Here is a 23,111-nt window from a genome sequence, read left to right as displayed (position 1 = left end):
TGTAATGGTGTTGACAAACAACTTTTTGTTGGGTAAACTAAAAACAACAAAATGTTGGGAGGTGTCATATGGTACAACAACGCAGAGATAATCTTGTTGCCTTAAGAAAAGATAAAGATTGGTTGCAGAAAGACGTAGTTGATCAATTAAAGAACCATCATGATATTGAAATAAGTGAAAGCTATTACGGAATGATAGAACAAGGAGTTAGAACTCCGAAACTTAATATAGCTCTTGCTATTTCAAAACTGTTTGATGTAAATCCTAATGAGATTTTTTTTTGAAGTTAAACCCAACAAAAAGTTGAGGGAAGTCAACTCTGCCTAAGGAGGCCAATATGAAAGAACGAAAATCATTAATCCGTTCACTCCGATTTGCATATGTAGTAACGGAACAAGCGGATAAAGAAAAATTAACTGACCAGGAGTTACTGACAGCGATCAAAATCATCAAATCTCTTCATGAAGAGAAAGCCACCGCGGCAACGGCGGCAATCTCAGTGTCAATTGAACACGACGGTAGAGAGTTAGCTGAATATCTAGTTAAAGACCTAAATTCATTACAGAAGATTGATGAACCAAAGGAATCAAATCAACTGGTTGGTTTTCGTGAGTTTATCGCTTCAAAACCCTTTCAAGACAAGTGTGAAGAAATTCTTGAGAAGCAAAGTGATAATTTCCTAAAACAACTTATCTGTCTTTATCAACAAGATGAAGAAAATCCTACAGGAGGTCCAATATGAGTCCAAAACAAAGAGAACGAATCGTCAATCAAATCATTTCAATTCTTTCAGAAAACAATGTCAGCTACGCAGAGGTTCCAGGAGTTATCAAGGAAGTTCAGTTTGAGCTAAACGAACTCTGCCAGCAACAAGTCATCAAATTATAAGGAGGAGTTCTTGATGTTAAGTCTCGATACAAGTGCTTTTAAAGAAATGTTCAGCGAGATCGTCAGGGAGGAAGTCGCAAAGGCTTTGCAGGACTTTCGCACAACGCAGCTTCCTCCTATGCTGACAAGAAAACAGTTTATGCAGTTGCTCAATATCAAAGAAGCAAAAGCATCTGAATTACTTAATCGTCCAGACTTCCCAGTTTTCAGAGAAGCTGGTGTACTCGTACCAACCCACTTGTTGTTCAAGTGGATCGAAAAGAATACTCGATGGGTGGAGGAGAATACCTCCTACTACACTAGGAATGTTGTTCAATTAAATTCTACTAAAAGTGTATAAAGGTAAATGGTAGAAAGGGGGTGTTTGAAAATGCCGAATGGTAGAGCCTCACTAGCTGCCAGAGCGGCCCGGAAAGAAGCCGGAATCACACAACTAGAAATGACATTCGATGAATATTACGGCTCCCGGGAATCGATTTCCCAACAGGAGAACGGACGTTACCAGGTACAGCCAGAACTGTCCAAGTACTACACGGAAAAACATAACAATCCATTCGTTGCGATGGAGGCAGCTGCAGAGTATATCGGCTGGGGTCCCATGAAACTCGATGGAGACGCGGCCGACCTACATAGGATGACAGTCACCATGAAGACGAAGGAAGAGCTCGAAGAAGCGATTCTATCCATTAAAAAGGCTTCAGAAAAGCTCACAGTAAATCCCAGATGCGTCGAACGGTTGGATATCGAAGAGATTGAAAAATCCATCATGGAGAGCATCGATGCTATCACAGCACTGAACCATTATGTTGCAGTTGTATGCAAAGAATATGGGATTTCGTGGGTGAAAGTCTGGACACAGCACAAAGTGAAGTTAATACAGAGGAGGTTCATCAAGAAATGAACAGAGATCAATTTTTAGAAAGAGACGCAGCAAACGCGGTTTCGGAGTACAGAGCGTCTTGGACCAATATCAGCCGGGTGGAAGAAAGCCTGATGAAAGGTGATTTGAAAGAAGCGAAGCTTGCTGCTGCCAACCTCATGATGTCTTTGAACGAACTATCAAAGCTCCAGGAGAGGAAGAAAGAGACAGATCAAATGGTTGCAAGGCTTGATTTCTTACTCAAGCGAAAACAAGTCAGGATGGTGGTGGTCGTACATGAAGACTAAGGCTGGTGATTGGCTGAAACTTTCAAAAATGGAGAAGTACCTTTTGCTTAGAAATAAGTCCAAGAAATAAGGAGAATGCGAAGTGAAGAAGGCTGATAAATTTGACCAAATGATTGACCAGGTGATCGAGGAGAGATTGACTACCGATACAGCAATCGCCTTCTGGGTCGGAATCAATCAAGAAATTGAATACGCTGAAAATACAGGTGAGAGAACGGTTGCTATTGATGCCATCATAGGCAAGTTTGAAAAGGCAATGGAATATGCGGCAAACAAAAAGCAGTGAGCGAAGGTGGCCACCTATCAACTCACTGCTCCCTAAAAAAACTAAGGGTCTACCAATATTCTATCATCATTCCGATGATGCGGCAAATTTTCATTCTTGCCGTCAGGCTCAGGAAATGGTTTCGTCCCTGTTTCCGGCTCTTGAGTCTGACGGTGTGAATGAAGCACCAACACATACGGAAGTGAGGTTAAATCATGCGGGATCATCCTGTCATTGAACAAATGGAGCGGATGGGCTATCCGAACGCGGTAGTTCAGCCGGAACATAGCGGCACGGACTACTTTGGTGATGAAATACTCGAAGGTGACGACATCGTGATTGACGGTGAAGAAATGGTTTTGAAGGACAACCTTGAGGATTACTTGTCCGATGTCTACGGATTGGAATTTACCACAGCAAAATAAAAGACCCCCTGCAGCGAACAGGAGATCAGCAACAAAAAATACACTTAATTACCGTCATTTTAGCATATGTTGCTTCGACGGTAAAGGAGGAAAGAAACATGGCAATGAATCAGAATGCCATTCCTACTCATGAAATGAGTCGTTATGAATGGCTACAGGAGCGAACAAAAGGAATTGGTGGAAGTGATGCGGGAATTATCCTTGGACTAAACAAATATCGTACAGCATTCGAGTTGTGGCTTGAGAAAACAGGTCAGGTGGAACCGATTGAAGTCGATAACGAAGCCGTCTACTGGGGAAACGAAATGGAAAATGTAGTGGCCAAGGAGTTCGAAAAGAGAACTGGCAAAAAGGTTAGGCGGACTAACTTCATGTATAGCCATCCGGATCATCCTTTCATCAAAGCGAATATTGACCGTCTTGTTGTCGGAGAATCAGCGGTTCTTGAATGCAAAACAGCATCAGCCTACCTTGCGAAGGAGTGGGAAGCCGATGAGGTTCCTGCAACCTACCTGGTGCAGTTGCAACATTACTTAGGTGTGACGGGCAAGGAAAAAGGATATATAGCGGTGCTGATTGGCGGCAATAAGTTCATCTGGAAGGAAGTTGAGCGTGATGAAGAGCTCATCGAAATGATTTTCAACGCAGAAAAGCATTTTTGGGAATATCACGTTCAGCAGTTCAACGCTCCAGAATTGGATGGATCCAGCGCGGCGGAGAAATACCTGAACGAAAAGTACGCGAAGGCTGATGCGAACAAGGAAATCGTATTGCCGGGTGAATATAAGGACCTGATTATCCAGTATGAAAAAGTCAAAGGGGACGAAAAACTCATCAAGACAGCAAAAACTGAAATCGAAAACAAGCTGAAAGCTGAATTGAAAGATGCTGAAACGGGACTGACGGATACCTATATGGTGTCCTGGAAAAGTCAAACCCAGCAAAGAGTTGATTCAAAGGCCTTAAAAGAAAAATTCCCTGATATCTACAGGGAAGTCATAAAGGAAACTAGCTTCCGTAAATTTGCTGTAAAGGAGATTAAATAGTATGCCAGCTATATCTAGGAAGACTGCCATCGGTTCTTTAATTGAACAGTTTTTGGATGATAACGAGGGTGACATTTCTCCAAATTTGTACTCGGATCTGGAGGACCTTGCAGAGGAAGTGGATGAGGCAGCTAAGGATTTACATGATGAAGTCGACGAGCTGCAGGACAGGGTGAAGGAACTTGAAGAAGAATTGGAGGCGGTCGAGTAATGGCAACAAATTCAGCATTGAAAAATCAATTGGCAAATAAACAAGGTACAGAGGCGAAGCAGGTTTCTGCTCAGTCTCTTGGCCTGAAAAACCTCTTGAATACACCTACCATGCAGAAGAAGTTTGAACAGGTCTTAGCAAAGAAAGCACCTCAATTCATGGCGTCCATTCTAAATCTTTACAACGGGGAAGCAGCCTTACAAAAAGCGGAACCGATGTCCATTATTTCAAGCGCAATGGTGGCTGCTTCGCTTGACTTACCAGTCGATAAGAACCTTGGTTATGCCTGGATAGTCCCATATAGCGGAAAAGCCCAATTCCAACTGGGATATAAGGGATATATTCAATTAGCTTTACGGACAGGCCAGTACAAATCAATAAATGTCATCGAAGTTCGTGAAGGAGAACTTGTGAAGTGGAATCGCCTTACTGAGGAAATCGAGCTGGATCTGGATGCAGCTACAAGCGATAAGGTCATCGGATACTGCGGCTATTTTAGATTAATCAATGGGTTTGAGAAGAGTGTTTACTGGACCAGGGATGAAATTACAAAGCATAAAAACAAGTTCAGTAAGTCGGATTTCGGATGGAAAAAAGACTGGGATGCAATGGCTAAAAAGACTGTCTTAAGGAACATGTTAAGCAAATGGGGCATTCTTTCAGTCGAGATGCAAAAGGACGTTACTGAGGACGAGAACACGGAAAGAGAGCTTAAGGACATCACAAACGATGTGGATGAACCAGAACCGGAAACTCCTAGCCCGGATATTATCGATATTTCTCCCGATGAAGATGGACAAGCAGAAACAGTCGAAGGAGAAATCATTGATAAGAAGCCGGACAAGAAACAGAACAATAAAGAAAAAATGTCAGCGCAAGATTCAATGGAAATTGACTTCGAATGATTAGCGGCAACCATACAAATGTTCTCCTTCCAGCTTGGATCTGGGAGGAGGCTAAGGATAAGGAACACCTGAAAAGGCTTGTACTAGAGTATATGCTGCGATATCCGGATTATACGGTGAAGAAGGTTAAAGATAGATTTGCAGTTTGTGAGAGGAAGTAAGGGAGGTGTTCCCTTGCAGGGGTACATCAAGGACCATAGAAAAGAATTAGACAGCGCGATTTGGATGATGCCCCCCCTTTATCATCGAACATGGCAATATCTCAAATACATCGTGAATCATCAAGACAATACGATTCCGATGAGGGATGGAACTTTCCTGACGATAAAGGCAGGACAGCATCTGACCTCTGTTCGTGAGATAGCCAAAAGAATTGGGTGGTACGAGGGGGTGAAATGGAAAGAGCCTAACCCTAAGACCATGGACACTATTCTGAAATGGATGGAGAAACAGTCAATGATCAAGATTGACCGCGGTAAGGGTAACAGACAATACACACTGATAACCTTGTTAAATTGGGATTTATACCAACAAAACAGTCAGGAGGGTAACAGTGAGGTAACAGACAGGGAACACCTCGTGGATATAAACAAGAATGATAAAGAAAGTCTTAAGAATGATTTTGCTTCTGCTACTAATATGCACATGCCTGAGGAAAGTGACGGGGTGCTTACGACCGACCCATTATGTGGTGATTCAGTGCCGTCTGGAGAAATATCACAAACCTCAGCCGAAGCAGAGAAAGTTCTTATAGACCGATTTATCCAACTGAGAGCATCAGGATTTGCATGTTCACCGTCCGATGAAATAGCAGCAAAGGAGATCCTATCAAGCGGAGTGCCTTTGCAGGACGCCTTAGTATACCTTACAGACCGTTTTGACACTTATAAACCCAAACACCCAAGAGACCGAATAAACAGCTTGTCTTACTGTGTGGGATACATTTTGGACAAGCATCACAATAAATTGGAATCTCAAAAACTTGCCAAGAGGAGGATACCTGAGGATGGCAAAGAGCATAAACGAAGTCCTGGAAGAACTCAGAAAAAAGAGCCAGCTAAATCTGAGTCAATCACAGGTGGACAAGTCGGCTGGCTCGGAAGAAAAAAACTATCAGTGCCCGAAGTGCAGGGACCAGATGGGGATATATTGAGCAACGTAACGGCCAGGAAGTTTGGGTCAGATGCAGCTGTGTTGAATGGAGAAGAGCTCAAAAGCTGATGAGGGCCAGTGAAATCACAGATGAGTTCAAAAACCTAGGGTTTAAGAACTTTATCACCGATGGTAAGCCTGGAATCATCAGCGAGATTCGGGAATGTGCCATGACGTACTTGAAGGACTTCGAGAACATAAAAGGCGGCAGGTCCAACAGCATAGCCTTACTTGGACAGCCAGGAGCAGGGAAGACACATTTGCTGACAGCTATCGCGAATAACCTGATGAAGCGTATGAATGTACCAGTTTTATATTTTCCATACGTCGAAGGCTTCAATGACCTGAAGGACGATTTCGACAAGCTGGAAGCCAAGCTTGAGAGAATGAAGCAGGTTGATGTTTTGTTCATCGATGACCTGTTCAAGCCTGTTAAGGGAAAGCCCAGGGCGACTGTGTGGCAGGTTGAACAGACATACGCGGTCATCAATTACCGGTACCTGAACCATAAGCCGATTCTTATATCCTCCGAGCTCACAGTCGATGAATTGGCTGACGTGGATGAAGCCCTTGGAACGAGAATCTATCAGATGTGCAAGGACTACACAGTCGTGATCAAAGGCGACAGGAAACTATTAAACCATCGATTGGCAGGTGCACCGAATGTGTGAATTATGCAACGGTACCCATGTGGTACATATCGAATCTCCAGGAGTGGCGTTAGTGACGAATTGTCCAGAATGTGGCCCTATGCCAGAAGAACAGTGGCGGGCTAAAATGGATGCTTTTCAGATAAGGCTGGATGCAGCCGAATTGCAGTTCGAAAAGAAGGGAGCATAAACATGGGAATCCTTTACGACAAAGTGAAACTCAGTCAGGATTCATTGAAACAGGATTATATCGCTCAGCTGCTTGTCAAAGGCATTACACATGATCGTTACGGGACAAGCATTCAGAACCTTGGATACTATGAACTTCGGCAAGAACTTGCTATGGCTGAATTCAGGAATGTAAATACGGATAGTCCGGAAAACGGATTCTTTTAGGAGGTAAATCAATGATCTGTCCAGTTTGTGATAGACAATTAAAAAGCCAGAAAAGCATTGCCCGCGGTATCAGCCCGGTATGTGCTCGTAAATTAGAAAACGCAAAGGACAATCACGACGAAAACCAGATGAAGTTGGAGTTGAAGGATGGCAGCAAGTAAATACGGCAATCGGAAAGTTTTTGTGGATGGCATAAAGTTTGATAGCATAGCGGAATCCAAATACTACGAGCAGTTGAAATGGCTGAAGAACGCAAAACAAATTAAAGGATTCAAGATGCAGCCACGGTTTGTGATCCTGGACTCCTACAAGAAAAACGGCAAGACGGTTCGCGCGGTTCACTATGTAGCAGATTTCGAGATTCATAACCTGGACGGCAGCATCGAAATTGTGGATGTGAAAGGGCATGAAACGAAAGATTTTCTGATCAAGAAAAAGCTTTTCGAATATCGGTATGAGCATACTTTGAAGGTAGTTACGCTGGATGAGTCGTTTGGATGGGTCGAGCTGGATCAGCTGAAGAAATTGAGAAGGAAGGTAAAGCCCAAATCAAAGGCTAAAATACCAAGAAATGAGGAATTCAAATGATTAAGGCAATTGCTTTTGAGTCAAAGGAAAGGTCGGGAATGTTTGTGTCAGATGGTTTAGAAGTACCAAGCGTAGATGAAAATGGCGAAACGGATGTGTTGGAGGACGCGTTATTGGTTATTCGTCTTGACCTCCAGCCTCCACAACAAAAGGATTTAGAAGATTTCTATAAGTTCTTCAGCTCATTGAAATTCTTTGATTATGAGGGGTTTAGAGAGCATGCAGCCTCAGTTGATGTGGAATTGACACCGGAACAAGTAAACGTCGTTCGAGAACGAAATGAATGGTAAAGGAGGCAACAAGATGGATCGGATTAACCGATTACAACGAAATCATCCAGAAGCATTTTGTTTAATGACCTATAAATGCGACAGCTGCAAGAAGGAAGAAGTGTTGTGGAATTCAAGGGATGGCGTCACACCTTTTATCATCAACTGCGCTTTTTGCGATGGTGATGCCGTTCATTTCAACTTTAGATCGGATAGGTTCATGCCAAACTATTGTCCTGACAAGGGGCAAAGAATCTTTGTAGATATGACTGCTGAGAGAATGCGTGAAATTGCAGAATTAAGATTTGAACAGGCGAAGGGAACACCTTATGAAATCCCGTTAGAAAATAAGGATGAATTCGTAGAGAGTTTCATATCGGGATTCAATCCAGGTGAACCTGATATCGTCGAGTGGAGTGAATAAAGATTAACATTTGAACGGAGGAACTAAGGGTGAAAATCAAAGCTATAGAAAAAATACAAGGTGAAATGAATAGTAACAGCAATAATCCATACATCCAAGTTGTCGGCAATTTCCTTTTACACCATCTTGACGGGGACCAAGGTGCTGCTGAGAAGATTCTTGCAGAGGATAAGACAATTGCAAAATCCCTCGAGGCTATGAGAAGGGCAGCGGAGAAAAAGAAGGTCGGGAACATGGCCGTCCTGACGGATGCTGAGGGCTTTGCTGTCGTGTTGAAGTATTTTGGGATAGATGGGCAGCCAGTAAGTGTAGAAGTGCCAGCAACGCCTCCTGTGAAGACAGAGAAACCATCAAACGACTTTAATGTCAGTCTGGATGACTTCTTGTGAGAGGTAACAACATGGCGCAAGACAGACGATTTGAAAGGTTTTCGGCTCACTTCTCTGACGAGATCGGTCCAGGTTTAAAAGAATTTGTCGTCAATGACGCGTTGCTGCACAGTCGGTACTTTTTCGTAAAAAGAGTGACCTCGACTATCCAGAGAGGTTTCTGCACTCACTGTCAAAAGGATTACATGGTGTCCGGTTCCAAACAGCTTACTCATAACGAGGACTGGAAATGCCAGCATTGCCAATCGTTAGTTCTGGTCAAACAAGCTGGCAGGGGTAGAGGAAAACTTTTGGATGAGGCTTATGTAATTTGGTATGAAAAGTCTCTTGCAGATCCAGTGGCTATCACAGCAACAGGATACAGGGTGTCAATGGATTACAGGGAAAACTACAAAGGGGAAACAACCTACTATCCTGTTACCCGTTATGTTTTTGAAAAAGGAAAAGTTCAAATGATGTACAGGAATAATTATGCTGGCGTAGTCACCAGGAAGGTGCAAAGATACGACGGATGGAGTTTTGCCAATAAGCCCTGGACCATGATTGGGAAAGCCGGATACACCAGAAACTCTAAGCAATCGATTGAGAGTATCCTAAAGGCTGTCGAAGGTACATTCTTCAAGTACGGGGAATGGACACATTTTGCAAACAGAAATATCGATTCAATCTATTTCTTCTCTAAGTTTGCGAAATACCCCTTCATAGAATATCTCTGGAAGATGGGGATGGGCGAATTGGTTAAGGCGATGGTGGAAGATCATCATCTCTATCGAAGTGTGAACATGCGAGGAAAAACGATGGAGAAAATCCTCGGATTGTCAAAGGCGGAAATCAAGGAATGGAAAGCATCCAACATCATTATGACTCCTCTCCTGTTACACAACTATAAATGGTTCAGGGATAGACGGGTGCAAATAGACTGGGCAACAGCTCAAGCCTGTGACCACTTGTTGACGGGCAGTTATTATCAGGACAAGCTGAATTTCATTCTGAAACACTCGCCGTCCCTAGCCCGAATAATGAAATACGCACTAAGTCAGATGAAAAAGGATACGAAACGATATTACTCAGTCACAAGCCTGATTACCAACTGGAAAGATTACTTGGACGAGTGCATTGAACTTAAGATGGACATCAAGCAGGAAAGTATCTTGATGCCTAACAACTTGCATAAGGCTCATCAGAAGACAACAAGGGCTATCAAAATCAAGAACGATGAAGTTATCAATAAGAAAATCGCTTTACAGCAAAGGCAACTGGATAGGTACCGATTCGAAAAAGACGGCTTGCTTATTCGTCCAGCTGTATCAAGTATCGAGATGTTCGACGAAGGTGAGAACCTCAACCACTGTGTGGGTCGTTATGCTGATCGATACGCAAAGGGTGAAATTGTCATCATGTTCATACGGAAAGCTGATCAACCAGAAAAATCCTATTACACTGTCGAACTTTACCGAAACACAAATGAAATTGTTCAATGCAGAGGTAAAAACAATAGCAATCCAGGAAAAGACGTGGAGAAATTCCTGAAAGACTATAAATCTGAAATCTTATCAAACAAGCGAAAGCAGAAGGAATCGAAAAAATCCATTAGACAGGAGGTAGCAGTATGAGCATGAATCAATTAGCAGAAAGAACGCCGGTCCTGATAGCCACAGAGATTAATAGCATCAAAGACCAGACCCGAAAAATGTTCTTGTTTAATAGCATTGAAATCGGTCGGCGTCTGGTTGAAGCGAAGCAAATGGTTCCACACGGCGAATGGGGAACCTGGTTACAGGAATCCGTGGATTACTCCCAAAGCACGGCCAATAACCTCATGAAGATATTCGATCAATACGGCGCTGACCAGCTGTCCCTTTTCGGTTCAGATGCAAAATCCCAAGCGCTTGGGAAATTAAGTTACACACAGGCCGTCGCGCTCTTGGGGATTCCTGATTATGAAAGGGAAGAATTCATTAAAGAGAATAATGTTGATTCAATGTCTACCAGGGAACTGCTGCAAGCAATAAAAGAAAAACAGGAAATGGCCAAGAAGCTGAAGGAAGCTGAAAAGAAAGCCAAGGAAGAGCAGAAGGCCAAAGAGAAAATCGAGAAAGAACTCAAAAAACTAGAAGTGCAGAGCCATGATCACAGCCTAATAGTGGACAAGCTGAAGAAGGATTTAGAGGCAGCACAGGTCTCAGGCGATGATGAAGAGATTCTCCGGTTACGTAAAGCCTTATCCGATAAAGAAACCGAATTGACCGAATCAAGTGGAAAAATTAAATCCCTTGAACGCCAGTTGAAAGAAAAGCCGATCGATATGCCGGAGATTATTGAGAAAGTTCCGGAAGAGGTTGAGAGGGAGCTCGCTGAACTTAGAAACAAAGCGGCCACCCAGAGCAGTGACAAAGCCATATCTAAATTTCAGTTTGTATTCGAAGGCCTGGTGTCCGAATTTAAGGAACTGCTTGAAGTGCTCGAACAGATTGAGGACCCTGGCATCAAAGGAAAGTATCGAGGTGCAGTAAAGGGGCTTATTGAAAAGATGAATGAAAGGTTGTAGAGCAAGGCACTTATCAAAGTTAGGCAGGTTTCGTGAAGGTGAGCGCCTTGCTCTTGCGGGTAGTGTGTCCGAGATTATTGAAAATTAGACCATAAATGCGCATTAAGAAAGAGGTGTTATTTATTGGCGAAAATAATTATTAACACTGCTTTTTCTGAACATGTAGAAAGATATTGGGAGGAAAGAATGATGGAAAAAGAAATTAAGTTTTTTAAATTTGAACACAGTGAAGGTGCTGAAATAGTTGTCGCTGAATTTGCAAGACAGGCAATGAATTACTTTTTGAATGAGTACATGGATGATATGCAAATTGATGATGCAGTTGAATTTGGTGGACTAGAAATCACTGAACTAAAAGGTGAACAAATCACCAAGAAGCACAATATTTTCAATGAAGAAACCAATACAACTGAATTGGTTAGTTATCAAGAAATAGCTAGTGGATGCACAGCAATTCCTTGCGTAATTGTTACACCTAGTTACTGAACTATCCGAAGATTTAGAGAAGGAGAATAATCATGAGTGATGATAAAAAAAGATTATACGATAAATACACCGTCATTAACAATGAAACTCAAAAACCGATTGACGGCGCAGCTTTCATTTTAAGACCAGATCGTGACCCTTATGCTATCGCTGCATTACAAAGGTATGCCGAACTAACCGACAATGAATTACTCGCCCAGGACATAACCGGTTGGTTAGAAGCATTAGAATTTATGGGTTCGGATATGCCTCCAGAATGTGACTATTGCGAAAGTGTAGCAAAAGTTAAATCTTCACCATTTATGGCAGATGTAGGAGCTTCCATGTGTAAACGGTGCTGGGATAATACAAGAAAAGAGTATGTTGACTCACATGGTGAAGACATAGGTGAGTTCTAGTCAACTTTTCGAAGATGTACTGAAGGAGGAAAACTTTTTGAAAAACTACAAAACATCTTATGATTATCCAAAGGCAAAGGGGCCAGCTGTTTGTCCTAAGTGCGGGTTCCATTTCGAATTACCTGCAAACTTCTGCCCAGGATGCGGGAACGAATTGGACGATTCCACCAAGCAAGGCCTTAAAAATTAAAAAAGCCAGGATCTCTCCCGGCGGTAAATTCCATGACAAGAATATTTTACCACGCGGGAGGGGTCAAGGTGAATCTAGCTTTAGAAAAAATGACTGTTGAAATTGATTTGATGCAAAACGCCACGTATATAGTAAAAGACGGCCATCTTACAGTAGTTGATACCCCACCAAAAGGGTTCGGCAAACAAGTAATTTCTTGGCAAAACGGGAAGCCATCTCATTACGAATTGAACTACTCAAATAAATTATAAGTCTACTGGAACAACCAGGGACACTGAATGGACGCTACGGCGTTTGTTTAGTGTCCTTTTTATTTTGATTGGGGGTCAAATAATGAAAGTTAGTATTCGTGAACAGTTGAAAAGCAAAAATCCTCAGAAACAAACAGCAAAGAAAAAGACGGACAAGCTATCCGAAAGCGATTTGAAATATTTAATGGGAACAAGCCGGCAAACATTAACCAGGGGAAAAGGCGGAGCTTGGAGGAATGGGCGATGATAGAACAGATTGAAATCCTATTACGTGATTATCAATGGATGCGACGAGAAGTAGACAGACTCCAGAACGCTCTCTATGGTTACTCGGCGCCTATGAGGAGTTGGGGTGTAGCTCAATATGGAATCGAAGCTGCTATGCCGAAGGGGTCATCAGGGAAAAGTAAGGCTGAGTTGGAGAAAATGGATTTGAGAGAAGAACGATTATATAAAAGACTCCTGAAATATGAAACTCGAGTGTATGCACTAGAGTGGGCAGGCGAATTGCTGGAGGACGAGAAGGAAAAGGTGGTTTATGACTGTATGCTAGACGGAATGAGTTATAGGGCTATTGCTTATCATGTTGGCTTGACTAGAAACCAAGTCAAAAAGACCAAAGATGCCATTTTGAGCCAATTGAGCCAAAAAAGCCAATTTGTGCAATTGTTGAATCTCGAAAAATTCGCATGCTAAACTTGAAGGCAGGACGGGGAGGCGGTAAACAAACTGCTTCCTCTTATTTGGATATTGGTTCACCTTCCGGTGAATATTTGCAGGAAAATAGCTTTCTTTGGCGAATTTTCAAACAGAGGGAGGTGAGCGCAAATGGAAAAGTATTATCTTAAGTTTAAAATGAACAATGGAGATGAAATTGAATTAGAGGAAGAACGAAATCAAGGACACAGTTTCATAATCTCCTTCGAGCAAAGTGGTGAATGGTATCAGTCAGGTAATAGGATTATAAATCTAAGTAACGTCAATTCAGTGGAAATTGAGACTGAAGCTCAAAGGGATTCAAGGGCAGAAGATGCTCTTAACATGGTAAATAGTCTAAAGTACTAGGAAGCATTCCTCCGGGAGTGCTTTTTCTTTTGTCCCAAAACAAACACAAATACCTGGGGGTGGCGGGTGATGTAGCATGGCTGAGAAATATGTGTTAGCCGAAAAAGATTATGTCAAAGGCATGAAGTACAAAGACATTGCCGAGAAATACGATGTCTCAATCAATACGGTCAAGTCATGGAAAAAACGATATGGCTGGAATCGTGATAGGGGTGCACCCTCAGAAAAAAGTGTGCACACAAAAAAACGTGGAGCTCCCAAAGGAAATATCAACGCTAAGGGTAATAGTGGGGGATCAGCACCAAAGGGAAACCAGAATGCTATGACTCATGGTTTCTTTTCAAAGTACCTCCCTGTCGAGACATTAGAAATAATGGATGCAATGCAGGATAGATCAGCAGCTGATTTAATCTGGGACCAGATACAGATCCAATATGCTGCCATCATCAGGTCTCAACAGATAATGTTCGTCCGAGATAAGGGCGAGATGATTAAGGAACTCAAGAAATCAAAGTATGAATTGGTTCCTGACCTTGATAAAAGAGGAGAATTTAAGCAGGTTGCTACCGAGGAAGAGTACGAATTTCAGTTTGCTTGGGACCGTCAAGCTACTTTCCTAAATGCTCAATCTAGGGCAATGGGTGAGTTTAGGAGCTTAATTAAGCAATTTAAGGAGCTGGCGTCAATGAATGACGAGAGACGTCTCAAGCTGGAGCAAATGCAAACCGGCATTAATAAGGCTAAGAAAGAGACGGAATTCATTGAAGAGCGAACCAAGTTGCTGAAGGGTGCCCAGAAGGATACCACGCTGCTTGATGCCCTGGTCGATGCTGTAAAGGGGGATAAACCATGAGCGTAACTTTCTCCGAAAAGCAGCTGAAGACCATCCGGGCTCCTTTTGACGTCACATTAGACGTCAACGAGGGAACGCCCAGGAGTGGCAAAACAACAGCGGGACATTTTCGCTATGCCTATTATCTATCCGTGACACCTGATGAAAATCACTTGATTGCGGCATATAACCAGGAGCAGGCTTATAGGCTTTTTATCGATGGGGATGGCACCGGCTTAAAGCACATATTTGGTGACTTGTGCAAAACGAAACACGATGAGTTGGGAGACCATCTGGAGGTCCATACACCTTCAGGAATCAAAAAGGTCTACTACAAGGGTGGCGGTAAGGTTGATAGCGTGAAGGTCATTACCGGTATGTCACTAGGAAGCGTTGTTTTTTGCGAAATCAACCTGCTGCACATGGATATGATCCAGGAGTGTTTCAGGCGTACATTCGCGGCAAGGATGAGATATCACCTTGCTGACCTGAACCCACCGGCTCCGAACCATCCGGTTATCGAGAAGGTGTTTGATGTCCAGAAGACCCGATGGCAGCACTGGACGATCCAGGATAATCCCATCATCAGCGAAGAGCGGAAGAAGGATATCTATGAAACTCTGAAAAAGAACCCTTATCTTCTTCAACGTGACTGGGAAGGTAAGCGGGTCATGCCTGAAGGTGTCATTTATGGCATGTTCGACATGGACAAGCACATAAAGCAAACATTGCTTGGAGAACCTTACGAAATGTATTTCACTGCTGACGGTGGGCAATCAGATGCGACATCATGCAGCTGCAATATTGTTACCAGGTATGAAGGTAAGTTCCGTCTCAACAGAGTGGCACACTATTACCATAGTGGTAAGGAGACTGGCCAAGTGAAAGCTATGTCTGTGTATGCGAAAGAGATTAAAGAATTCGTTCAATGGTGCGTGGAGAAGTTCCAGATGCGTTATTCTGAGTTCTTTGTTGACCCAGCATGTAAGTCCCTCAGGGAGGAATTAAGACTTGTAGGAGTCGCTACCAGAGGGGCAAACAATAACGCAAAGGATGTTAAAGGAACAGCCAAAGGAATTGAGGTTGGGATTGAGCGCGCCCAGAACTCCCTAACAAACGAACAATTCTTTCTGGTGGAGAATGATCAGTTTGGCCATTACCACTTCATTAAGGAAGTAGGTATGTATTGCAGGGATGACAAAGGGAAGCCGATTGATGACTTTAACCACGCCCTCGATGAATTCAGGTACAGCAACAACTATTTCTATAAACGATATGTAATTTAGGCGGTGACACCATGTTCAAAAATATTGTGGCCCGGATAAAGGCGGTGATGTATAGAATGGGTTTGATCAAAGGGGTCAAGAAGCTGGCAGAACACAAGGATATCCAGGTGAACGAGGAATTTTATAAACATATCGATGACTGGAAGGCCCTGTATAAGGGCTATTTTAGTGCTTGGCACGATATCAGCTATACAACAATCTCCGGCACCAAGAAACGGCGAATGGCAACATTGAACATGCCTAAGGTTGTTTCTCAGGAGCTTGCTACTCTTATTTTCAATGAGCGCTGCGAGATTAATATCTCAGAAACTAGCCTTTCGGAAAACATTCATAATGTCTTGAAGGATAACAATTTCATTAAGAAGTTCCAGGACTATCTGGAGTTTAAATTCGCAATGGGAGGCATGGTGATTAAGCCTTATGTCGCTGAGGATAAAATGAAGCTATCCTATGTGACAGCTGACTGCTTTGTTCCGATCAGCTGGGATCATGATAGGATTCAAGAAGCTGTATTCCCCAATGAATTCAGAAGAGGAGATAAGAAATACACACACCTTGAATGGCATGTCTGGGAAGGTGAAGAGTATGTCATTCGGAATGAGGTCTACGAGAATAAAGGCTCGGATGATTTAGGCGTTAAGGTTTCTCTTAAGCAGTTCTTCCCAAACCTCGAAGAAGAGACGAGGATAATAGGGTATAATCGCCCTGGCTTTGTCTACTTCAAGCCGAATACAGCGAACAACTTTGATCCGGCGAGCCCGTTGGGAATATCCATTTTTGCAAATGCGCTTGATACTTTGCATTCTTTGGATATTGCCTTTGATTCATATCAGAGGGAATTCAAGCTGGGTAAGAAGAGGATCCTTGTCCCTGATTCAGCCATTAAAACAGTAGTAGATCCTGAAACTGGTAAGGTAAGTCGATATTTTGACGCAGACGATGAAGTTTACCAGGCGTTTAATATGGGAGATTCAGAGGATAAGATTCACGATATCTCAGCAGAGTTAAGGGTAGAAGAACATATATCTGCTATCAACTCCTTGCTCAATCTACTAGCCATGCAAGTAGGTTTCTCCTCTGGTTCCTTTACGTTCGATGGTGACGGAGTAAAGACTGCCACCGAGGTTGTTTCTGAAAACTCTAAGACCTTCCGGACTAAGCAGAGTCATGAGAACCTGATTGAAGCAGGGATTCAGGAACTTGTAGGGGCCATTGTCCAGGTTGCAGAGCTTTACGATCTGTTCGAACGTCCAGCCAAGGATTATGAGGTTACTGTAGCCTTTGATGACTCCATAGCTGAAGACCAGAACGCTGAGATTAGTAAACAAGTTCAATTGGTGACAAACGGCCTGACATCCAAAAAGAAGTCCATTATGAAAATCCACGGATTCTCTGAGGAAGAGGCTGAACTGCTGCTGAAGGAAATTCGAGAAGACAGCGCCACGGCTACAGCTGAAGGAATTGATTTCTTTGGAATGAACCGGACGTCAGGAGGCAAGAAAAATGCAGAGGTGTCCTAATTGCAAATGGGGAGAATTTGTTCAATGCCCTTGTTGTGATTCAGCATTTTGCACCCGATGCGGCATAGACGAGGAAGATGCTGAAAGAATGCTTGAAGAGGAAGAACAGTAATGGATCCACTCCAACAGCAACAATTAGCAATGCCAACCGTGGAAGTTTTCCTTTCGATTGAAGAGCAGTTGCTTATTAATATTGCGAAACAGCTCAAAAAGCATCATTCTTTACTGGATGCTGAAAATATAGTCACTTGGCAAGCTGAGCAACTGGCCATGATGGGGGAACTTAATCGGCAAAACATCATAGCCATAGCAAAGTATTCCGGAATGGCCGTGGACGAAGTTTCAAAAGCTCTAGAACAGGCAGGTTACAGCACAGTTGAAGAGTATGAGGGAACGCTTCAGGAAGCTGTACAAGAAGGAGTGCTTTTGCAGCCGCCGAGCGTGGAAGCGAGCCAGGCTTTGCAAGATGTTTTAGCTGCTTATCAAGGACAGGCTTTGGATACATTCAACCTGATCAATACAACCCTACTGAATCAATCACAGCAAGCCTATCTAGACATTGTTAACCAATCGGTTGGCAAGGTATTAGCAGGGTCTGTTACTCCCCAGGATGTCCTAAGGGAGTTTGTCAGTAAAACGGCTTCAAAAGGTATTCCAGCCCTTATTGATAAAGCTGGTAGACGATGGTCCACAGAAGCTTACCTGAATGCTGTCATGAGGTCTACTGTGAACAATGTGGCCAATGAGATGCAGGATGCTAGAATGGATGAGTATGGAGTTGATTTGATTGAAGTGAGCTCTCACTTAGGAGCTAGACCAAAATGCGCTAAGGATCAAGGGAAGATATATTCCAGAAGTGGCTATAGCAATCGGTTTCCGTCTCTAAGCATGACGTCTTATGGTGAGCCGGACGGGTTGTTTGGCGTCAACTGCAGGCATCTAAAATATCCTTATCTTCCTGGTTACTCAATTAAAAGATTCCAACCCTACAACCAGGAAGAGAATAAGAAGGTCTATGAAGAAAGTCAACAACAGCGTTTGCTGGAAAGGCGCATCCGAACAGCAAAAAGAGAACTATATATGATGCAAGCGATGGGTGATGAGGTCGGTATTAAAATGGCCAAACAAAAAGTCAGAGAACGGCAGGCACTTGTAAGGGAGTTTATTGACGCTACCGGAAGAACACGAAATCGGGAAAGGGAGCAGGTGTATTGATGTTTGCCTCAAAAAAAGAACTAGAAGAGCTTAAAAATAAGGTGAAAGAACAAGACAACATTATAAACAATATTTCCTATCACCTTGTTCAGCTGCAGCAGGAATTGAATGAGTTGAAGACATCAAAGGAGCCTAACTATTTCGGTTAAGGCTTTTTATTTTGTCCGTTTATTCGTAGTGGACGCCATAAAGAAAACGAAAGGAAAATACCCAAATGGGAGGAATCGAGATGTTCAAAAAGTTTTATATGTTTTTTGTCTTACTGTTTTCAAAGCCGAATCAGCCGGCGAAAGCTGAAGGACTTTTACGATTGAATCTCCAACACTTTGCTGAGGGGGATCCACCACCAGCTGACCCACTAGGGACCGGAGACCCACCGCCTGCCGATCCACCTAAGTCATTCACGCAAGAAGATGTTAACAATCTTATTGCAAAAGAAACGAAAACAACTCAGGAGAAGCTTTTAAAACAACTGGGAATCGATGATTTTAAGAATGCTAAAGACGGTCTTCAAAAGTTCAAGGAGTGGCAGGAATCCCAAAAGACAGATGCTCAGAAGCAGGCAGATGCACTGAAAGCATTGGAGACTGAAAAGGGGACTCTTAGTGAGGAAAATAACTCCCTGAAAGCCCAAGTTTCAGCAATGAAGGCAGGCGTAACGGCCGAATCAGTTGAGGATGTCGTTGCCTTGGCACAGCGATTGGTAAATGACGACACTAGTATTGACCAGGCCATTTCTCAAGTTGTGGAAAAATATCCTCATTTCAAGCAGCAAGCCCAACAGCAGGAACAAGGCGGTACCCAAAAGCCTTCTTTCTCTACTGGTCAACACCAGCAAGGTACTCAAACAGAGCTGGACAAGTGGCTCTCAGCATTTAAGTAAAAATTATAAACGAAAGGTGGAAGCAAAATGCCTCCAGTAAACTATGCAACTCTTTATTTACAAGCTTTACAGCAAAAATTCACAGCCGGACTATTCTTTAACGAACTGTACAACACACCAAATAACCAACGAATTAAATGGCTCAGTGCGAAGACAATTCAAATCCCTCGCATTGACGTATCCGGCATGACCGATCATGACAGGGAGGCTGTTGGCTCGTTCTCTCGTAAGGTTGATAACAGCTGGGAAACTAAAACACTTGGCCACGATCGCGAATTCCGTACCCTTGTGGATCCGGTTGATGTGGACGAATCAAACATGGCTCTTACCATTGCGAATATCACTAGTGTTTTCAATGATGAGCAAAAGATTCCGGAAATGGACAAGTATATGGCTTCCAAGCTTTATGCTGAATTTACAGGTTACGGTCAAACTGCAGTCACTACTGCTTTGGATGACGCGGTTATCCTGGATGCGTACGATACAATGATGGAAGAAATGGATGAGGCAGAAGTACCGGCTGAAGGTCGTATTTTGTATGTCACTCCTGCTGTTAACACAATGCTGAAAAACGCCCAGAAGTTGCAGCGTTATATCCGGGTGGATAGTAATGCTGGCAGCGTTGCTCGTGGAGTCCGTTCGCTTGATGATGTCAGTATCAAAGTTGTATCTTCTGCCAGAATGAAAACTCTTTATAACTTCACAGTTGGCGCTGTAGCTGATGCAACTGGTTTCCAGATTAACATGATCTTGATTCATCCATCTGCTATTATTGCTCCACAGAAATACGAGTTCGTGGACCTAGATCAGCCTACTGCAGCAACAGGCGGCAAGTATCTCTATTTCGAGCGTAAATACTGGGATGTCTTTGTTATCGAGCGCAAGGCTCCTGGAATTAAAATTCATAGAAACGCAGTAGCAGGTTAAGAGAGGGCTTAGGCTCTCTCTAATTTCTTTTTAGGAGGAAAATAACGTGGCAAAAGTTAAAAAGGCAAACCGTGTTCTTACGGTACAAGGTAATGAGGTCGCTAGTTATCTGAAAGAAGGGTATGACCAGATTGATGAAAATGGCGAGGTGCTAAAAAGGGCAACTGGCGGCAGGAATGTTTCATTGGCGGAGCACAATAAGGTGCTAGATGAATTAGATGAATTGAAAAAGGCTTCATCTGGTGTTAATGAGATAGGAAAAGAACTTGTTGAAGAAATGAAGAAAGAAATTAAAGCTCTTAAATCTGAAAATACGAAGTTGAAAAAGGCAGTTGAAGAGCAAAAGGGTGAGTAATCATGCCTTATATTGACCAGGCATTTTATGATGATGTCTATAAGGGCGATCCGGTTAATACGGACGCCTTTTCCCGTTTTGCAGAAAGGGCGAGCGATATAATTGATCAGGTGACTAACTTTGCTCTTGTTAGTGTTGATTTTAATAATCTCCATCCTGTAATTCAAACTCATGTAAAAAAGGCCGTTGCTGCCCAGGTGGAATATCTATCGATGGCAGGTACAAATGCAGTCCATGGAGAAACCTCAGCTTCAAATGTTAGCATCGGGAACTTCAGCTATTCAGAAGGTCCAGATTTAGCTGGATTGTCACGAGAGCAGCGTAGGATAAGTCCTGCAGCGATATCCTATTTGAGGGCTACCGGACTTCTAAACAGGGGAGTGAGTGTCATTGGTTAAACCAATTCCGAGACATGTGTTGATACACACCGTCACCTATGAAGAGTTTCAACAAGGGGACGGAATCAATACAGAAGACGGCTTTAAACCTTCTGTAACCTTAATGAATGTTCGTGTACAATCCTTATCCAATATTCGACGCAACAGTACAGCAGAGGGAATTGAGTACGATGCGATTCTATTTTTTGACGTTGCTCATTCATTGTCCACTGGCTCTTTTGAGTTTGTTGAGAAGTCTAAGGTTATCTTTAACGGCAAAGTCATGTTAGTGGAAAAGGTGAATCCTGTAGTAGCAAACGAACTTCATCATTATGAGATCGGTATGAAATAGGATGTTCTCCTTTAAAACGAAAATCAACATCGATGAAAGCAAGTTGCGGGAAAAGCAAAGGTTATCCAAACAAAAGGCACAATTTGCCCTGGACACCCAGGTCCTTAAAGACAGCAACTTTTTCATCCCGAAAAGAGAAGGTTATTTGGAGAGTTCAGGCCTTCTTCATAGCATGATTGGAAAGGGTCATATCGAATGGAAGACTCCATACGCCAGACGGCTTTACTACAATCCTCAATACAATTTTTCAAAAGATACAAATCCAAACGCTCAGGGATTGTGGTTCGAAGTGGCCAAAAAAGGATCCTTAAAAGAATGGGCTGAAACAGTTGGTATCGAATACTCAAAAATCTTTAACGGGAAGTAGGTGGAGCTGTGGATTTTATAAAACAAATTTCCCAATACCTTACGGATAAGGTGGTTTTGAACGCGCCAATCACTTCACCTGTTTTAAAGAGCGATCCAAGTTCAGTCGCTATCCGTGAGACACCTTCTTCTGTTTCCAGTCGATATCTGAATACTGGTAAATCAGTAGATTTCCAGTTTCAGATTTTAGTTAAGGATCCAGGGATTATTAAAGCGAGAGATACAATAAACGGCATCACCAAAGCCCTTGATGGGATTTTATCAGGAACAGTATCCAGCGGCGACGATAGTTTTTCGATGACTAAATGCGAATGTTATTCGTTTCCTAGTTGGGTTGAGACAAACGAACGAAATGAACACATATTTACGGCTTTATTTACAGCCGAATTAGAGCAAGGAGGGAAATAGAAATGTTTGAATTGATGAACGCTCACTCATTCAAAATCAAAACAGGAACAGATACAACTGCTGGTACTGACATCATGTCTGCTATTGCAAAAGGAATTACAAATGTCGAGCCAAGCAATAATGAAGAGCTCTCTCAGGACAAATACCTAGATGGCGATGGGTATGGAGAAACAGATGTAATCGGCGCTCAAACAGTTTTAGCCTTTACTGGACATCGTTTTTACGGTGATGCTGCTCAAGACTATATCTTTAGCAAAATACTAGATTTGGGTGCTTCCAGAAGGACAACATTTGAATGGGTAGAGCCAGACGGGGGAACATTCAATGGCGCTTGTACCATTGCCAATATTTCAGGTCCATCAGGGTCTGCTGGTGCTAAGGGTGAAATTTCATTCGAAATTCACTTCAACGGTAAGCCAGCCTACACTCCTCCTGCACCATAAAAATATCTAGGGCCGTATATTCAGCCCTTTTTTAGTATGAAAGGATGATAACATGAGAAAGTTTGAGTTTAAGAAATCCTATGAAGAAATTGAAATCGCAGATAAGGTGTATCAAGTCAGATTAAAAGATGAAGATCGCAAGAAATATAGCCAACAGTTGAAGAAGTTCTATGACCTGGTTAACAAAGTGAACAAAACGGATACGGACAGCTTAACTCTTGAAGGAGCACAGGAACTTGAGGATGAGTTTAAAAACATAACTCTTGAAACCTTGGACGTATTATTTGGTGAAGATGCTGGTCAAGATTTATACAAGGCTGCAGAGGAGCAGACGGAGGAATTGATTCCGATCGTTTTCGCGGTTGCTGAAATCATCAATGAACGTAGGCAGGAGAAGTTTAGTAAGTACACCAAAAAGAAAAAAGTGAAGTGAT

Annotated in this window: 41 protein-coding genes and 1 pseudogene; all 42 read left to right on the top strand. The window is 42.7% G+C overall.

The genetic code is table 11. The features are described 5' to 3' along the window. Nucleotides 1–68: 68 nt before the first annotated feature. The 42 genes and pseudogenes from LC048_RS21140 (at nucleotide 69) to LC048_RS20930 (ending at nucleotide 23,110) form a co-directional block, all read left to right on the top strand. Nucleotides 69–284 (top strand): helix-turn-helix transcriptional regulator, encoded by a 216-nt coding sequence (locus LC048_RS21140; protein ID WP_306048728.1) that lies wholly within the window; start codon nucleotides 69–71, stop codon nucleotides 282–284. A gap of 53 nt (nucleotides 285–337) precedes the next feature. After that, nucleotides 338–742: a hypothetical protein gene (locus tag LC048_RS21135; RefSeq protein WP_226605363.1), complete on the top strand. Its 405-nt coding sequence runs from the start codon at nucleotides 338–340 to the stop codon at nucleotides 740–742. Next, nucleotides 739–888, top strand: coding sequence for a hypothetical protein (locus LC048_RS21130; protein ID WP_226605366.1), 150 nt, complete (start codon nucleotides 739–741; stop codon nucleotides 886–888). Before LC048_RS21135 ends, LC048_RS21130 begins: the two co-directional genes overlap by 4 nt. Nucleotides 889–901: 13 nt before the next feature. After that, nucleotides 902–1,228, top strand: a complete 327-nt coding sequence (locus LC048_RS21125; RefSeq protein WP_226605367.1) for a DNA-binding protein — start codon at nucleotides 902–904, stop codon at nucleotides 1,226–1,228. A 30-nt stretch (nucleotides 1,229–1,258) separates the two neighbouring features. Further along, entirely contained in the window at nucleotides 1,259–1,789 is a 531-nt protein-coding gene (locus LC048_RS21120) for an XRE family transcriptional regulator (RefSeq protein WP_226605370.1), read from the top strand. After that, nucleotides 1,786–2,055 carry a hypothetical protein gene (locus tag LC048_RS21115; RefSeq protein ID WP_226605371.1) on the top strand — a complete coding sequence of 90 codons (270 nt, stop codon included), beginning with the start codon at nucleotides 1,786–1,788 and terminating at the stop codon, nucleotides 2,053–2,055. Before LC048_RS21120 ends, LC048_RS21115 begins: the two co-directional genes overlap by 4 nt. Before the next feature lie 82 nt (nucleotides 2,056–2,137). After that, nucleotides 2,138–2,341 carry a hypothetical protein gene (locus LC048_RS21110; RefSeq protein WP_226605374.1) on the top strand — a complete coding sequence of 68 codons (204 nt, stop codon included), beginning with the start codon at nucleotides 2,138–2,140 and terminating at the stop codon, nucleotides 2,339–2,341. Between the two features lie 194 nt (nucleotides 2,342–2,535). Beyond that, on the top strand, nucleotides 2,536–2,745 hold the full coding sequence (locus tag LC048_RS21105) for a YqaI family protein (RefSeq protein ID WP_226605376.1): 210 nt from the start codon (nucleotides 2,536–2,538) through the stop codon (nucleotides 2,743–2,745). Between the two features lie 104 nt (nucleotides 2,746–2,849). Then, nucleotides 2,850–3,791 (top strand): YqaJ viral recombinase family nuclease, encoded by a 942-nt coding sequence (locus LC048_RS21100; RefSeq protein WP_226605613.1) that lies wholly within the window; start codon nucleotides 2,850–2,852, stop codon nucleotides 3,789–3,791. Nucleotide 3,792: 1 nt separating this feature from the next. Further along, nucleotides 3,793–4,002, top strand: a complete 210-nt coding sequence (locus tag LC048_RS21095) for a hypothetical protein (protein WP_226605378.1) — start codon at nucleotides 3,793–3,795, stop codon at nucleotides 4,000–4,002. Next, nucleotides 4,002–4,907: a recombinase RecT gene (locus LC048_RS21090; protein WP_306048725.1), complete on the top strand. Its 906-nt coding sequence runs from the start codon at nucleotides 4,002–4,004 to the stop codon at nucleotides 4,905–4,907. The genes LC048_RS21095 and LC048_RS21090 overlap by 1 nt, the downstream gene beginning before the upstream one ends. A 1,006-nt stretch (nucleotides 4,908–5,913) precedes the next feature. Further along, nucleotides 5,914–6,730: pseudogene (locus LC048_RS21080) on the top strand (ATP-binding protein). Beyond that, the gene (locus LC048_RS21075) at nucleotides 6,723–6,899 is read left to right on the top strand and encodes a hypothetical protein (protein WP_226605384.1); all 177 of its coding nucleotides are present in this window, start codon (nucleotides 6,723–6,725) and stop codon (nucleotides 6,897–6,899) included. Before LC048_RS21080 ends, LC048_RS21075 begins: the two are co-directional and overlap by 8 nt. A gap of 2 nt (nucleotides 6,900–6,901) precedes the next feature. Next, nucleotides 6,902–7,105, top strand: a complete 204-nt coding sequence (locus LC048_RS21070) for a hypothetical protein (RefSeq protein ID WP_226605386.1) — start codon at nucleotides 6,902–6,904, stop codon at nucleotides 7,103–7,105. Between the two features lie 11 nt (nucleotides 7,106–7,116). Further along, nucleotides 7,117–7,266: a DUF6011 domain-containing protein gene (locus LC048_RS21065; protein ID WP_306048721.1), complete on the top strand. Its 150-nt coding sequence runs from the start codon at nucleotides 7,117–7,119 to the stop codon at nucleotides 7,264–7,266. Further along, a complete protein-coding gene (locus tag LC048_RS21060) occupies nucleotides 7,253–7,693 on the top strand; it encodes a DUF1064 domain-containing protein (RefSeq protein WP_226605391.1) in 441 nt (146 codons plus the stop codon). The genes LC048_RS21065 and LC048_RS21060 overlap by 14 nt, the downstream gene beginning before the upstream one ends. Further along, a complete protein-coding gene (locus LC048_RS21055) occupies nucleotides 7,690–7,983 on the top strand; it encodes a hypothetical protein (protein ID WP_306048719.1) in 294 nt (97 codons plus the stop codon). The genes LC048_RS21060 and LC048_RS21055 overlap by 4 nt, the downstream gene beginning before the upstream one ends. Before the next feature lie 13 nt (nucleotides 7,984–7,996). Continuing rightward, nucleotides 7,997–8,386, top strand: a complete 390-nt coding sequence (locus LC048_RS21050) for a hypothetical protein (RefSeq protein ID WP_226605396.1) — start codon at nucleotides 7,997–7,999, stop codon at nucleotides 8,384–8,386. Between the two features lie 29 nt (nucleotides 8,387–8,415). Then, the gene (locus LC048_RS21045; protein ID WP_226605399.1) at nucleotides 8,416–8,775 is read left to right on the top strand and encodes a hypothetical protein; all 360 of its coding nucleotides are present in this window, start codon (nucleotides 8,416–8,418) and stop codon (nucleotides 8,773–8,775) included. A gap of 11 nt (nucleotides 8,776–8,786) precedes the next feature. Further along, nucleotides 8,787–10,388, top strand: coding sequence for a PcfJ domain-containing protein (locus tag LC048_RS21040; protein WP_226605402.1), 1,602 nt, complete (start codon nucleotides 8,787–8,789; stop codon nucleotides 10,386–10,388). Further along, the gene (locus tag LC048_RS21035) at nucleotides 10,385–11,323 is read left to right on the top strand and encodes a DUF3102 domain-containing protein (RefSeq protein WP_226605405.1); all 939 of its coding nucleotides are present in this window, start codon (nucleotides 10,385–10,387) and stop codon (nucleotides 11,321–11,323) included. Before LC048_RS21040 ends, LC048_RS21035 begins: the two co-directional genes overlap by 4 nt. A gap of 123 nt (nucleotides 11,324–11,446) precedes the next feature. Beyond that, complete coding sequence (locus tag LC048_RS21030) at nucleotides 11,447–11,809, top strand: hypothetical protein (RefSeq protein ID WP_306048715.1); 363 nt, start codon at nucleotides 11,447–11,449, stop codon at nucleotides 11,807–11,809. A 32-nt stretch (nucleotides 11,810–11,841) separates the two neighbouring features. Then, a complete protein-coding gene (locus tag LC048_RS21025; RefSeq protein WP_226605410.1) occupies nucleotides 11,842–12,207 on the top strand; it encodes a hypothetical protein in 366 nt (121 codons plus the stop codon). A 37-nt stretch (nucleotides 12,208–12,244) separates the two neighbouring features. Continuing rightward, the gene (locus LC048_RS21020) at nucleotides 12,245–12,397 is read left to right on the top strand and encodes a hypothetical protein (RefSeq protein ID WP_226605412.1); all 153 of its coding nucleotides are present in this window, start codon (nucleotides 12,245–12,247) and stop codon (nucleotides 12,395–12,397) included. A gap of 68 nt (nucleotides 12,398–12,465) precedes the next feature. Then, nucleotides 12,466–12,648 carry a DUF3954 domain-containing protein gene (locus LC048_RS21015; RefSeq protein WP_371931943.1) on the top strand — a complete coding sequence of 61 codons (183 nt, stop codon included), beginning with the start codon at nucleotides 12,466–12,468 and terminating at the stop codon, nucleotides 12,646–12,648. An 82-nt stretch (nucleotides 12,649–12,730) separates the two neighbouring features. After that, the gene (locus LC048_RS21010) at nucleotides 12,731–12,895 is read left to right on the top strand and encodes a hypothetical protein (RefSeq protein WP_226605415.1); all 165 of its coding nucleotides are present in this window, start codon (nucleotides 12,731–12,733) and stop codon (nucleotides 12,893–12,895) included. Continuing rightward, on the top strand, nucleotides 12,892–13,344 hold the full coding sequence (locus LC048_RS21005) for a sigma-70 family RNA polymerase sigma factor (RefSeq protein WP_226605418.1): 453 nt from the start codon (nucleotides 12,892–12,894) through the stop codon (nucleotides 13,342–13,344). The genes LC048_RS21010 and LC048_RS21005 overlap by 4 nt, the downstream gene beginning before the upstream one ends. A gap of 132 nt (nucleotides 13,345–13,476) precedes the next feature. After that, complete coding sequence (locus LC048_RS21000) at nucleotides 13,477–13,713, top strand: hypothetical protein (protein WP_226605420.1); 237 nt, start codon at nucleotides 13,477–13,479, stop codon at nucleotides 13,711–13,713. Between the two features lie 76 nt (nucleotides 13,714–13,789). Next, a complete protein-coding gene (terS, locus tag LC048_RS20995; protein ID WP_226605423.1) occupies nucleotides 13,790–14,566 on the top strand; it encodes a phage terminase small subunit in 777 nt (258 codons plus the stop codon). After that, nucleotides 14,563–15,831, top strand: coding sequence for a PBSX family phage terminase large subunit (locus LC048_RS20990; protein ID WP_306048711.1), 1,269 nt, complete (start codon nucleotides 14,563–14,565; stop codon nucleotides 15,829–15,831). The genes terS and LC048_RS20990 overlap by 4 nt, the downstream gene beginning before the upstream one ends. An 11-nt stretch (nucleotides 15,832–15,842) precedes the next feature. Continuing rightward, the gene (locus tag LC048_RS20985) at nucleotides 15,843–17,351 is read left to right on the top strand and encodes a phage portal protein (RefSeq protein ID WP_306048709.1); all 1,509 of its coding nucleotides are present in this window, start codon (nucleotides 15,843–15,845) and stop codon (nucleotides 17,349–17,351) included. Nucleotides 17,352–17,462: 111 nt separating this feature from the next. Further along, nucleotides 17,463–18,566 (top strand): phage minor capsid protein, encoded by a 1,104-nt coding sequence (locus LC048_RS20980; protein WP_226605430.1) that lies wholly within the window; start codon nucleotides 17,463–17,465, stop codon nucleotides 18,564–18,566. Continuing rightward, on the top strand, nucleotides 18,566–18,715 hold the full coding sequence (locus LC048_RS20975) for a hypothetical protein (RefSeq protein WP_226605446.1): 150 nt from the start codon (nucleotides 18,566–18,568) through the stop codon (nucleotides 18,713–18,715). Before LC048_RS20980 ends, LC048_RS20975 begins: the two co-directional genes overlap by 1 nt. Before the next feature lie 80 nt (nucleotides 18,716–18,795). Next, nucleotides 18,796–19,449 carry a hypothetical protein gene (locus tag LC048_RS20970; RefSeq protein WP_306048707.1) on the top strand — a complete coding sequence of 218 codons (654 nt, stop codon included), beginning with the start codon at nucleotides 18,796–18,798 and terminating at the stop codon, nucleotides 19,447–19,449. 27 nt (nucleotides 19,450–19,476) lie between these two features. Then, a complete protein-coding gene (locus LC048_RS20965) occupies nucleotides 19,477–20,376 on the top strand; it encodes a capsid protein (RefSeq protein ID WP_226605452.1) in 900 nt (299 codons plus the stop codon). A gap of 46 nt (nucleotides 20,377–20,422) precedes the next feature. Then, the gene (locus tag LC048_RS20960) at nucleotides 20,423–20,731 is read left to right on the top strand and encodes a hypothetical protein (RefSeq protein ID WP_226605454.1); all 309 of its coding nucleotides are present in this window, start codon (nucleotides 20,423–20,425) and stop codon (nucleotides 20,729–20,731) included. A gap of 2 nt (nucleotides 20,732–20,733) precedes the next feature. After that, nucleotides 20,734–21,129: a head-tail connector protein gene (locus LC048_RS20955; protein ID WP_226605456.1), complete on the top strand. Its 396-nt coding sequence runs from the start codon at nucleotides 20,734–20,736 to the stop codon at nucleotides 21,127–21,129. Continuing rightward, a complete protein-coding gene (locus LC048_RS20950; RefSeq protein ID WP_226605459.1) occupies nucleotides 21,122–21,460 on the top strand; it encodes a putative minor capsid protein in 339 nt (112 codons plus the stop codon). The genes LC048_RS20955 and LC048_RS20950 overlap by 8 nt, the downstream gene beginning before the upstream one ends. Nucleotide 21,461: 1 nt before the next feature. Next, nucleotides 21,462–21,827 (top strand): minor capsid protein, encoded by a 366-nt coding sequence (locus LC048_RS20945; protein ID WP_226605462.1) that lies wholly within the window; start codon nucleotides 21,462–21,464, stop codon nucleotides 21,825–21,827. Nucleotides 21,828–21,835: 8 nt separating this feature from the next. Next, the gene (locus LC048_RS20940) at nucleotides 21,836–22,234 is read left to right on the top strand and encodes a phage tail terminator protein (RefSeq protein WP_226605465.1); all 399 of its coding nucleotides are present in this window, start codon (nucleotides 21,836–21,838) and stop codon (nucleotides 22,232–22,234) included. A 2-nt stretch (nucleotides 22,235–22,236) separates the two neighbouring features. After that, on the top strand, nucleotides 22,237–22,677 hold the full coding sequence (locus LC048_RS20935) for a phage tail tube protein (RefSeq protein WP_226605467.1): 441 nt from the start codon (nucleotides 22,237–22,239) through the stop codon (nucleotides 22,675–22,677). Nucleotides 22,678–22,729: 52 nt separating this feature from the next. Beyond that, nucleotides 22,730–23,110 (top strand): hypothetical protein, encoded by a 381-nt coding sequence (locus LC048_RS20930; protein WP_226605470.1) that lies wholly within the window; start codon nucleotides 22,730–22,732, stop codon nucleotides 23,108–23,110. Nucleotide 23,111 lies beyond the last annotated feature (1 nt).

Source organism: Mesobacillus subterraneus, assembly GCF_020524355.2.
GTDB lineage: Bacteria > Bacillota > Bacilli > Bacillales > Cytobacillaceae > Mesobacillus > Mesobacillus subterraneus_C.
This window is presented reverse-complemented; position numbering and strand designations above follow the sequence as displayed.

Coding starts and splice junctions, on each gene's coding strand:
- LC048_RS21140 (WP_306048728.1), top strand. CDS start 69: ATGGTACAACAACGCAGAGATAATCTTGTTGCCTTAAGAAAAGATAAA.
- LC048_RS21135 (WP_226605363.1), top strand. CDS start 338: ATGAAAGAACGAAAATCATTAATCCGTTCACTCCGATTTGCATATGTA.
- LC048_RS21130 (WP_226605366.1), top strand. CDS start 739: ATGAGTCCAAAACAAAGAGAACGAATCGTCAATCAAATCATTTCAATT.
- LC048_RS21125 (WP_226605367.1), top strand. CDS start 902: ATGTTAAGTCTCGATACAAGTGCTTTTAAAGAAATGTTCAGCGAGATC.
- LC048_RS21120 (WP_226605370.1), top strand. CDS start 1,259: ATGCCGAATGGTAGAGCCTCACTAGCTGCCAGAGCGGCCCGGAAAGAA.
- LC048_RS21115 (WP_226605371.1), top strand. CDS start 1,786: ATGAACAGAGATCAATTTTTAGAAAGAGACGCAGCAAACGCGGTTTCG.
- LC048_RS21105 (WP_226605376.1), top strand. CDS start 2,536: ATGCGGGATCATCCTGTCATTGAACAAATGGAGCGGATGGGCTATCCG.
- LC048_RS21100 (WP_226605613.1), top strand. CDS start 2,850: ATGAATCAGAATGCCATTCCTACTCATGAAATGAGTCGTTATGAATGG.
- LC048_RS21095 (WP_226605378.1), top strand. CDS start 3,793: ATGCCAGCTATATCTAGGAAGACTGCCATCGGTTCTTTAATTGAACAG.
- LC048_RS21090 (WP_306048725.1), top strand. CDS start 4,002: ATGGCAACAAATTCAGCATTGAAAAATCAATTGGCAAATAAACAAGGT.
- LC048_RS21075 (WP_226605384.1), top strand. CDS start 6,723: ATGTGTGAATTATGCAACGGTACCCATGTGGTACATATCGAATCTCCA.
- LC048_RS21070 (WP_226605386.1), top strand. CDS start 6,902: ATGGGAATCCTTTACGACAAAGTGAAACTCAGTCAGGATTCATTGAAA.
- LC048_RS21065 (WP_306048721.1), top strand. CDS start 7,117: ATGATCTGTCCAGTTTGTGATAGACAATTAAAAAGCCAGAAAAGCATT.
- LC048_RS21060 (WP_226605391.1), top strand. CDS start 7,253: ATGGCAGCAAGTAAATACGGCAATCGGAAAGTTTTTGTGGATGGCATA.
- LC048_RS21055 (WP_306048719.1), top strand. CDS start 7,690: ATGATTAAGGCAATTGCTTTTGAGTCAAAGGAAAGGTCGGGAATGTTT.
- LC048_RS21050 (WP_226605396.1), top strand. CDS start 7,997: ATGGATCGGATTAACCGATTACAACGAAATCATCCAGAAGCATTTTGT.
- LC048_RS21040 (WP_226605402.1), top strand. CDS start 8,787: ATGGCGCAAGACAGACGATTTGAAAGGTTTTCGGCTCACTTCTCTGAC.
- LC048_RS21035 (WP_226605405.1), top strand. CDS start 10,385: ATGAGCATGAATCAATTAGCAGAAAGAACGCCGGTCCTGATAGCCACA.
- LC048_RS21025 (WP_226605410.1), top strand. CDS start 11,842: ATGAGTGATGATAAAAAAAGATTATACGATAAATACACCGTCATTAAC.
- LC048_RS21010 (WP_226605415.1), top strand. CDS start 12,731: ATGAAAGTTAGTATTCGTGAACAGTTGAAAAGCAAAAATCCTCAGAAA.
- LC048_RS21005 (WP_226605418.1), top strand. CDS start 12,892: ATGATAGAACAGATTGAAATCCTATTACGTGATTATCAATGGATGCGA.
- LC048_RS21000 (WP_226605420.1), top strand. CDS start 13,477: ATGGAAAAGTATTATCTTAAGTTTAAAATGAACAATGGAGATGAAATT.
- terS (WP_226605423.1), top strand. CDS start 13,790: ATGGCTGAGAAATATGTGTTAGCCGAAAAAGATTATGTCAAAGGCATG.
- LC048_RS20990 (WP_306048711.1), top strand. CDS start 14,563: ATGAGCGTAACTTTCTCCGAAAAGCAGCTGAAGACCATCCGGGCTCCT.
- LC048_RS20985 (WP_306048709.1), top strand. CDS start 15,843: ATGTTCAAAAATATTGTGGCCCGGATAAAGGCGGTGATGTATAGAATG.
- LC048_RS20980 (WP_226605430.1), top strand. CDS start 17,463: ATGGATCCACTCCAACAGCAACAATTAGCAATGCCAACCGTGGAAGTT.
- LC048_RS20975 (WP_226605446.1), top strand. CDS start 18,566: ATGTTTGCCTCAAAAAAAGAACTAGAAGAGCTTAAAAATAAGGTGAAA.
- LC048_RS20970 (WP_306048707.1), top strand. CDS start 18,796: ATGTTCAAAAAGTTTTATATGTTTTTTGTCTTACTGTTTTCAAAGCCG.
- LC048_RS20965 (WP_226605452.1), top strand. CDS start 19,477: ATGCCTCCAGTAAACTATGCAACTCTTTATTTACAAGCTTTACAGCAA.
- LC048_RS20955 (WP_226605456.1), top strand. CDS start 20,734: ATGCCTTATATTGACCAGGCATTTTATGATGATGTCTATAAGGGCGAT.
- LC048_RS20945 (WP_226605462.1), top strand. CDS start 21,462: ATGTTCTCCTTTAAAACGAAAATCAACATCGATGAAAGCAAGTTGCGG.
- LC048_RS20935 (WP_226605467.1), top strand. CDS start 22,237: ATGTTTGAATTGATGAACGCTCACTCATTCAAAATCAAAACAGGAACA.
- LC048_RS20930 (WP_226605470.1), top strand. CDS start 22,730: ATGAGAAAGTTTGAGTTTAAGAAATCCTATGAAGAAATTGAAATCGCA.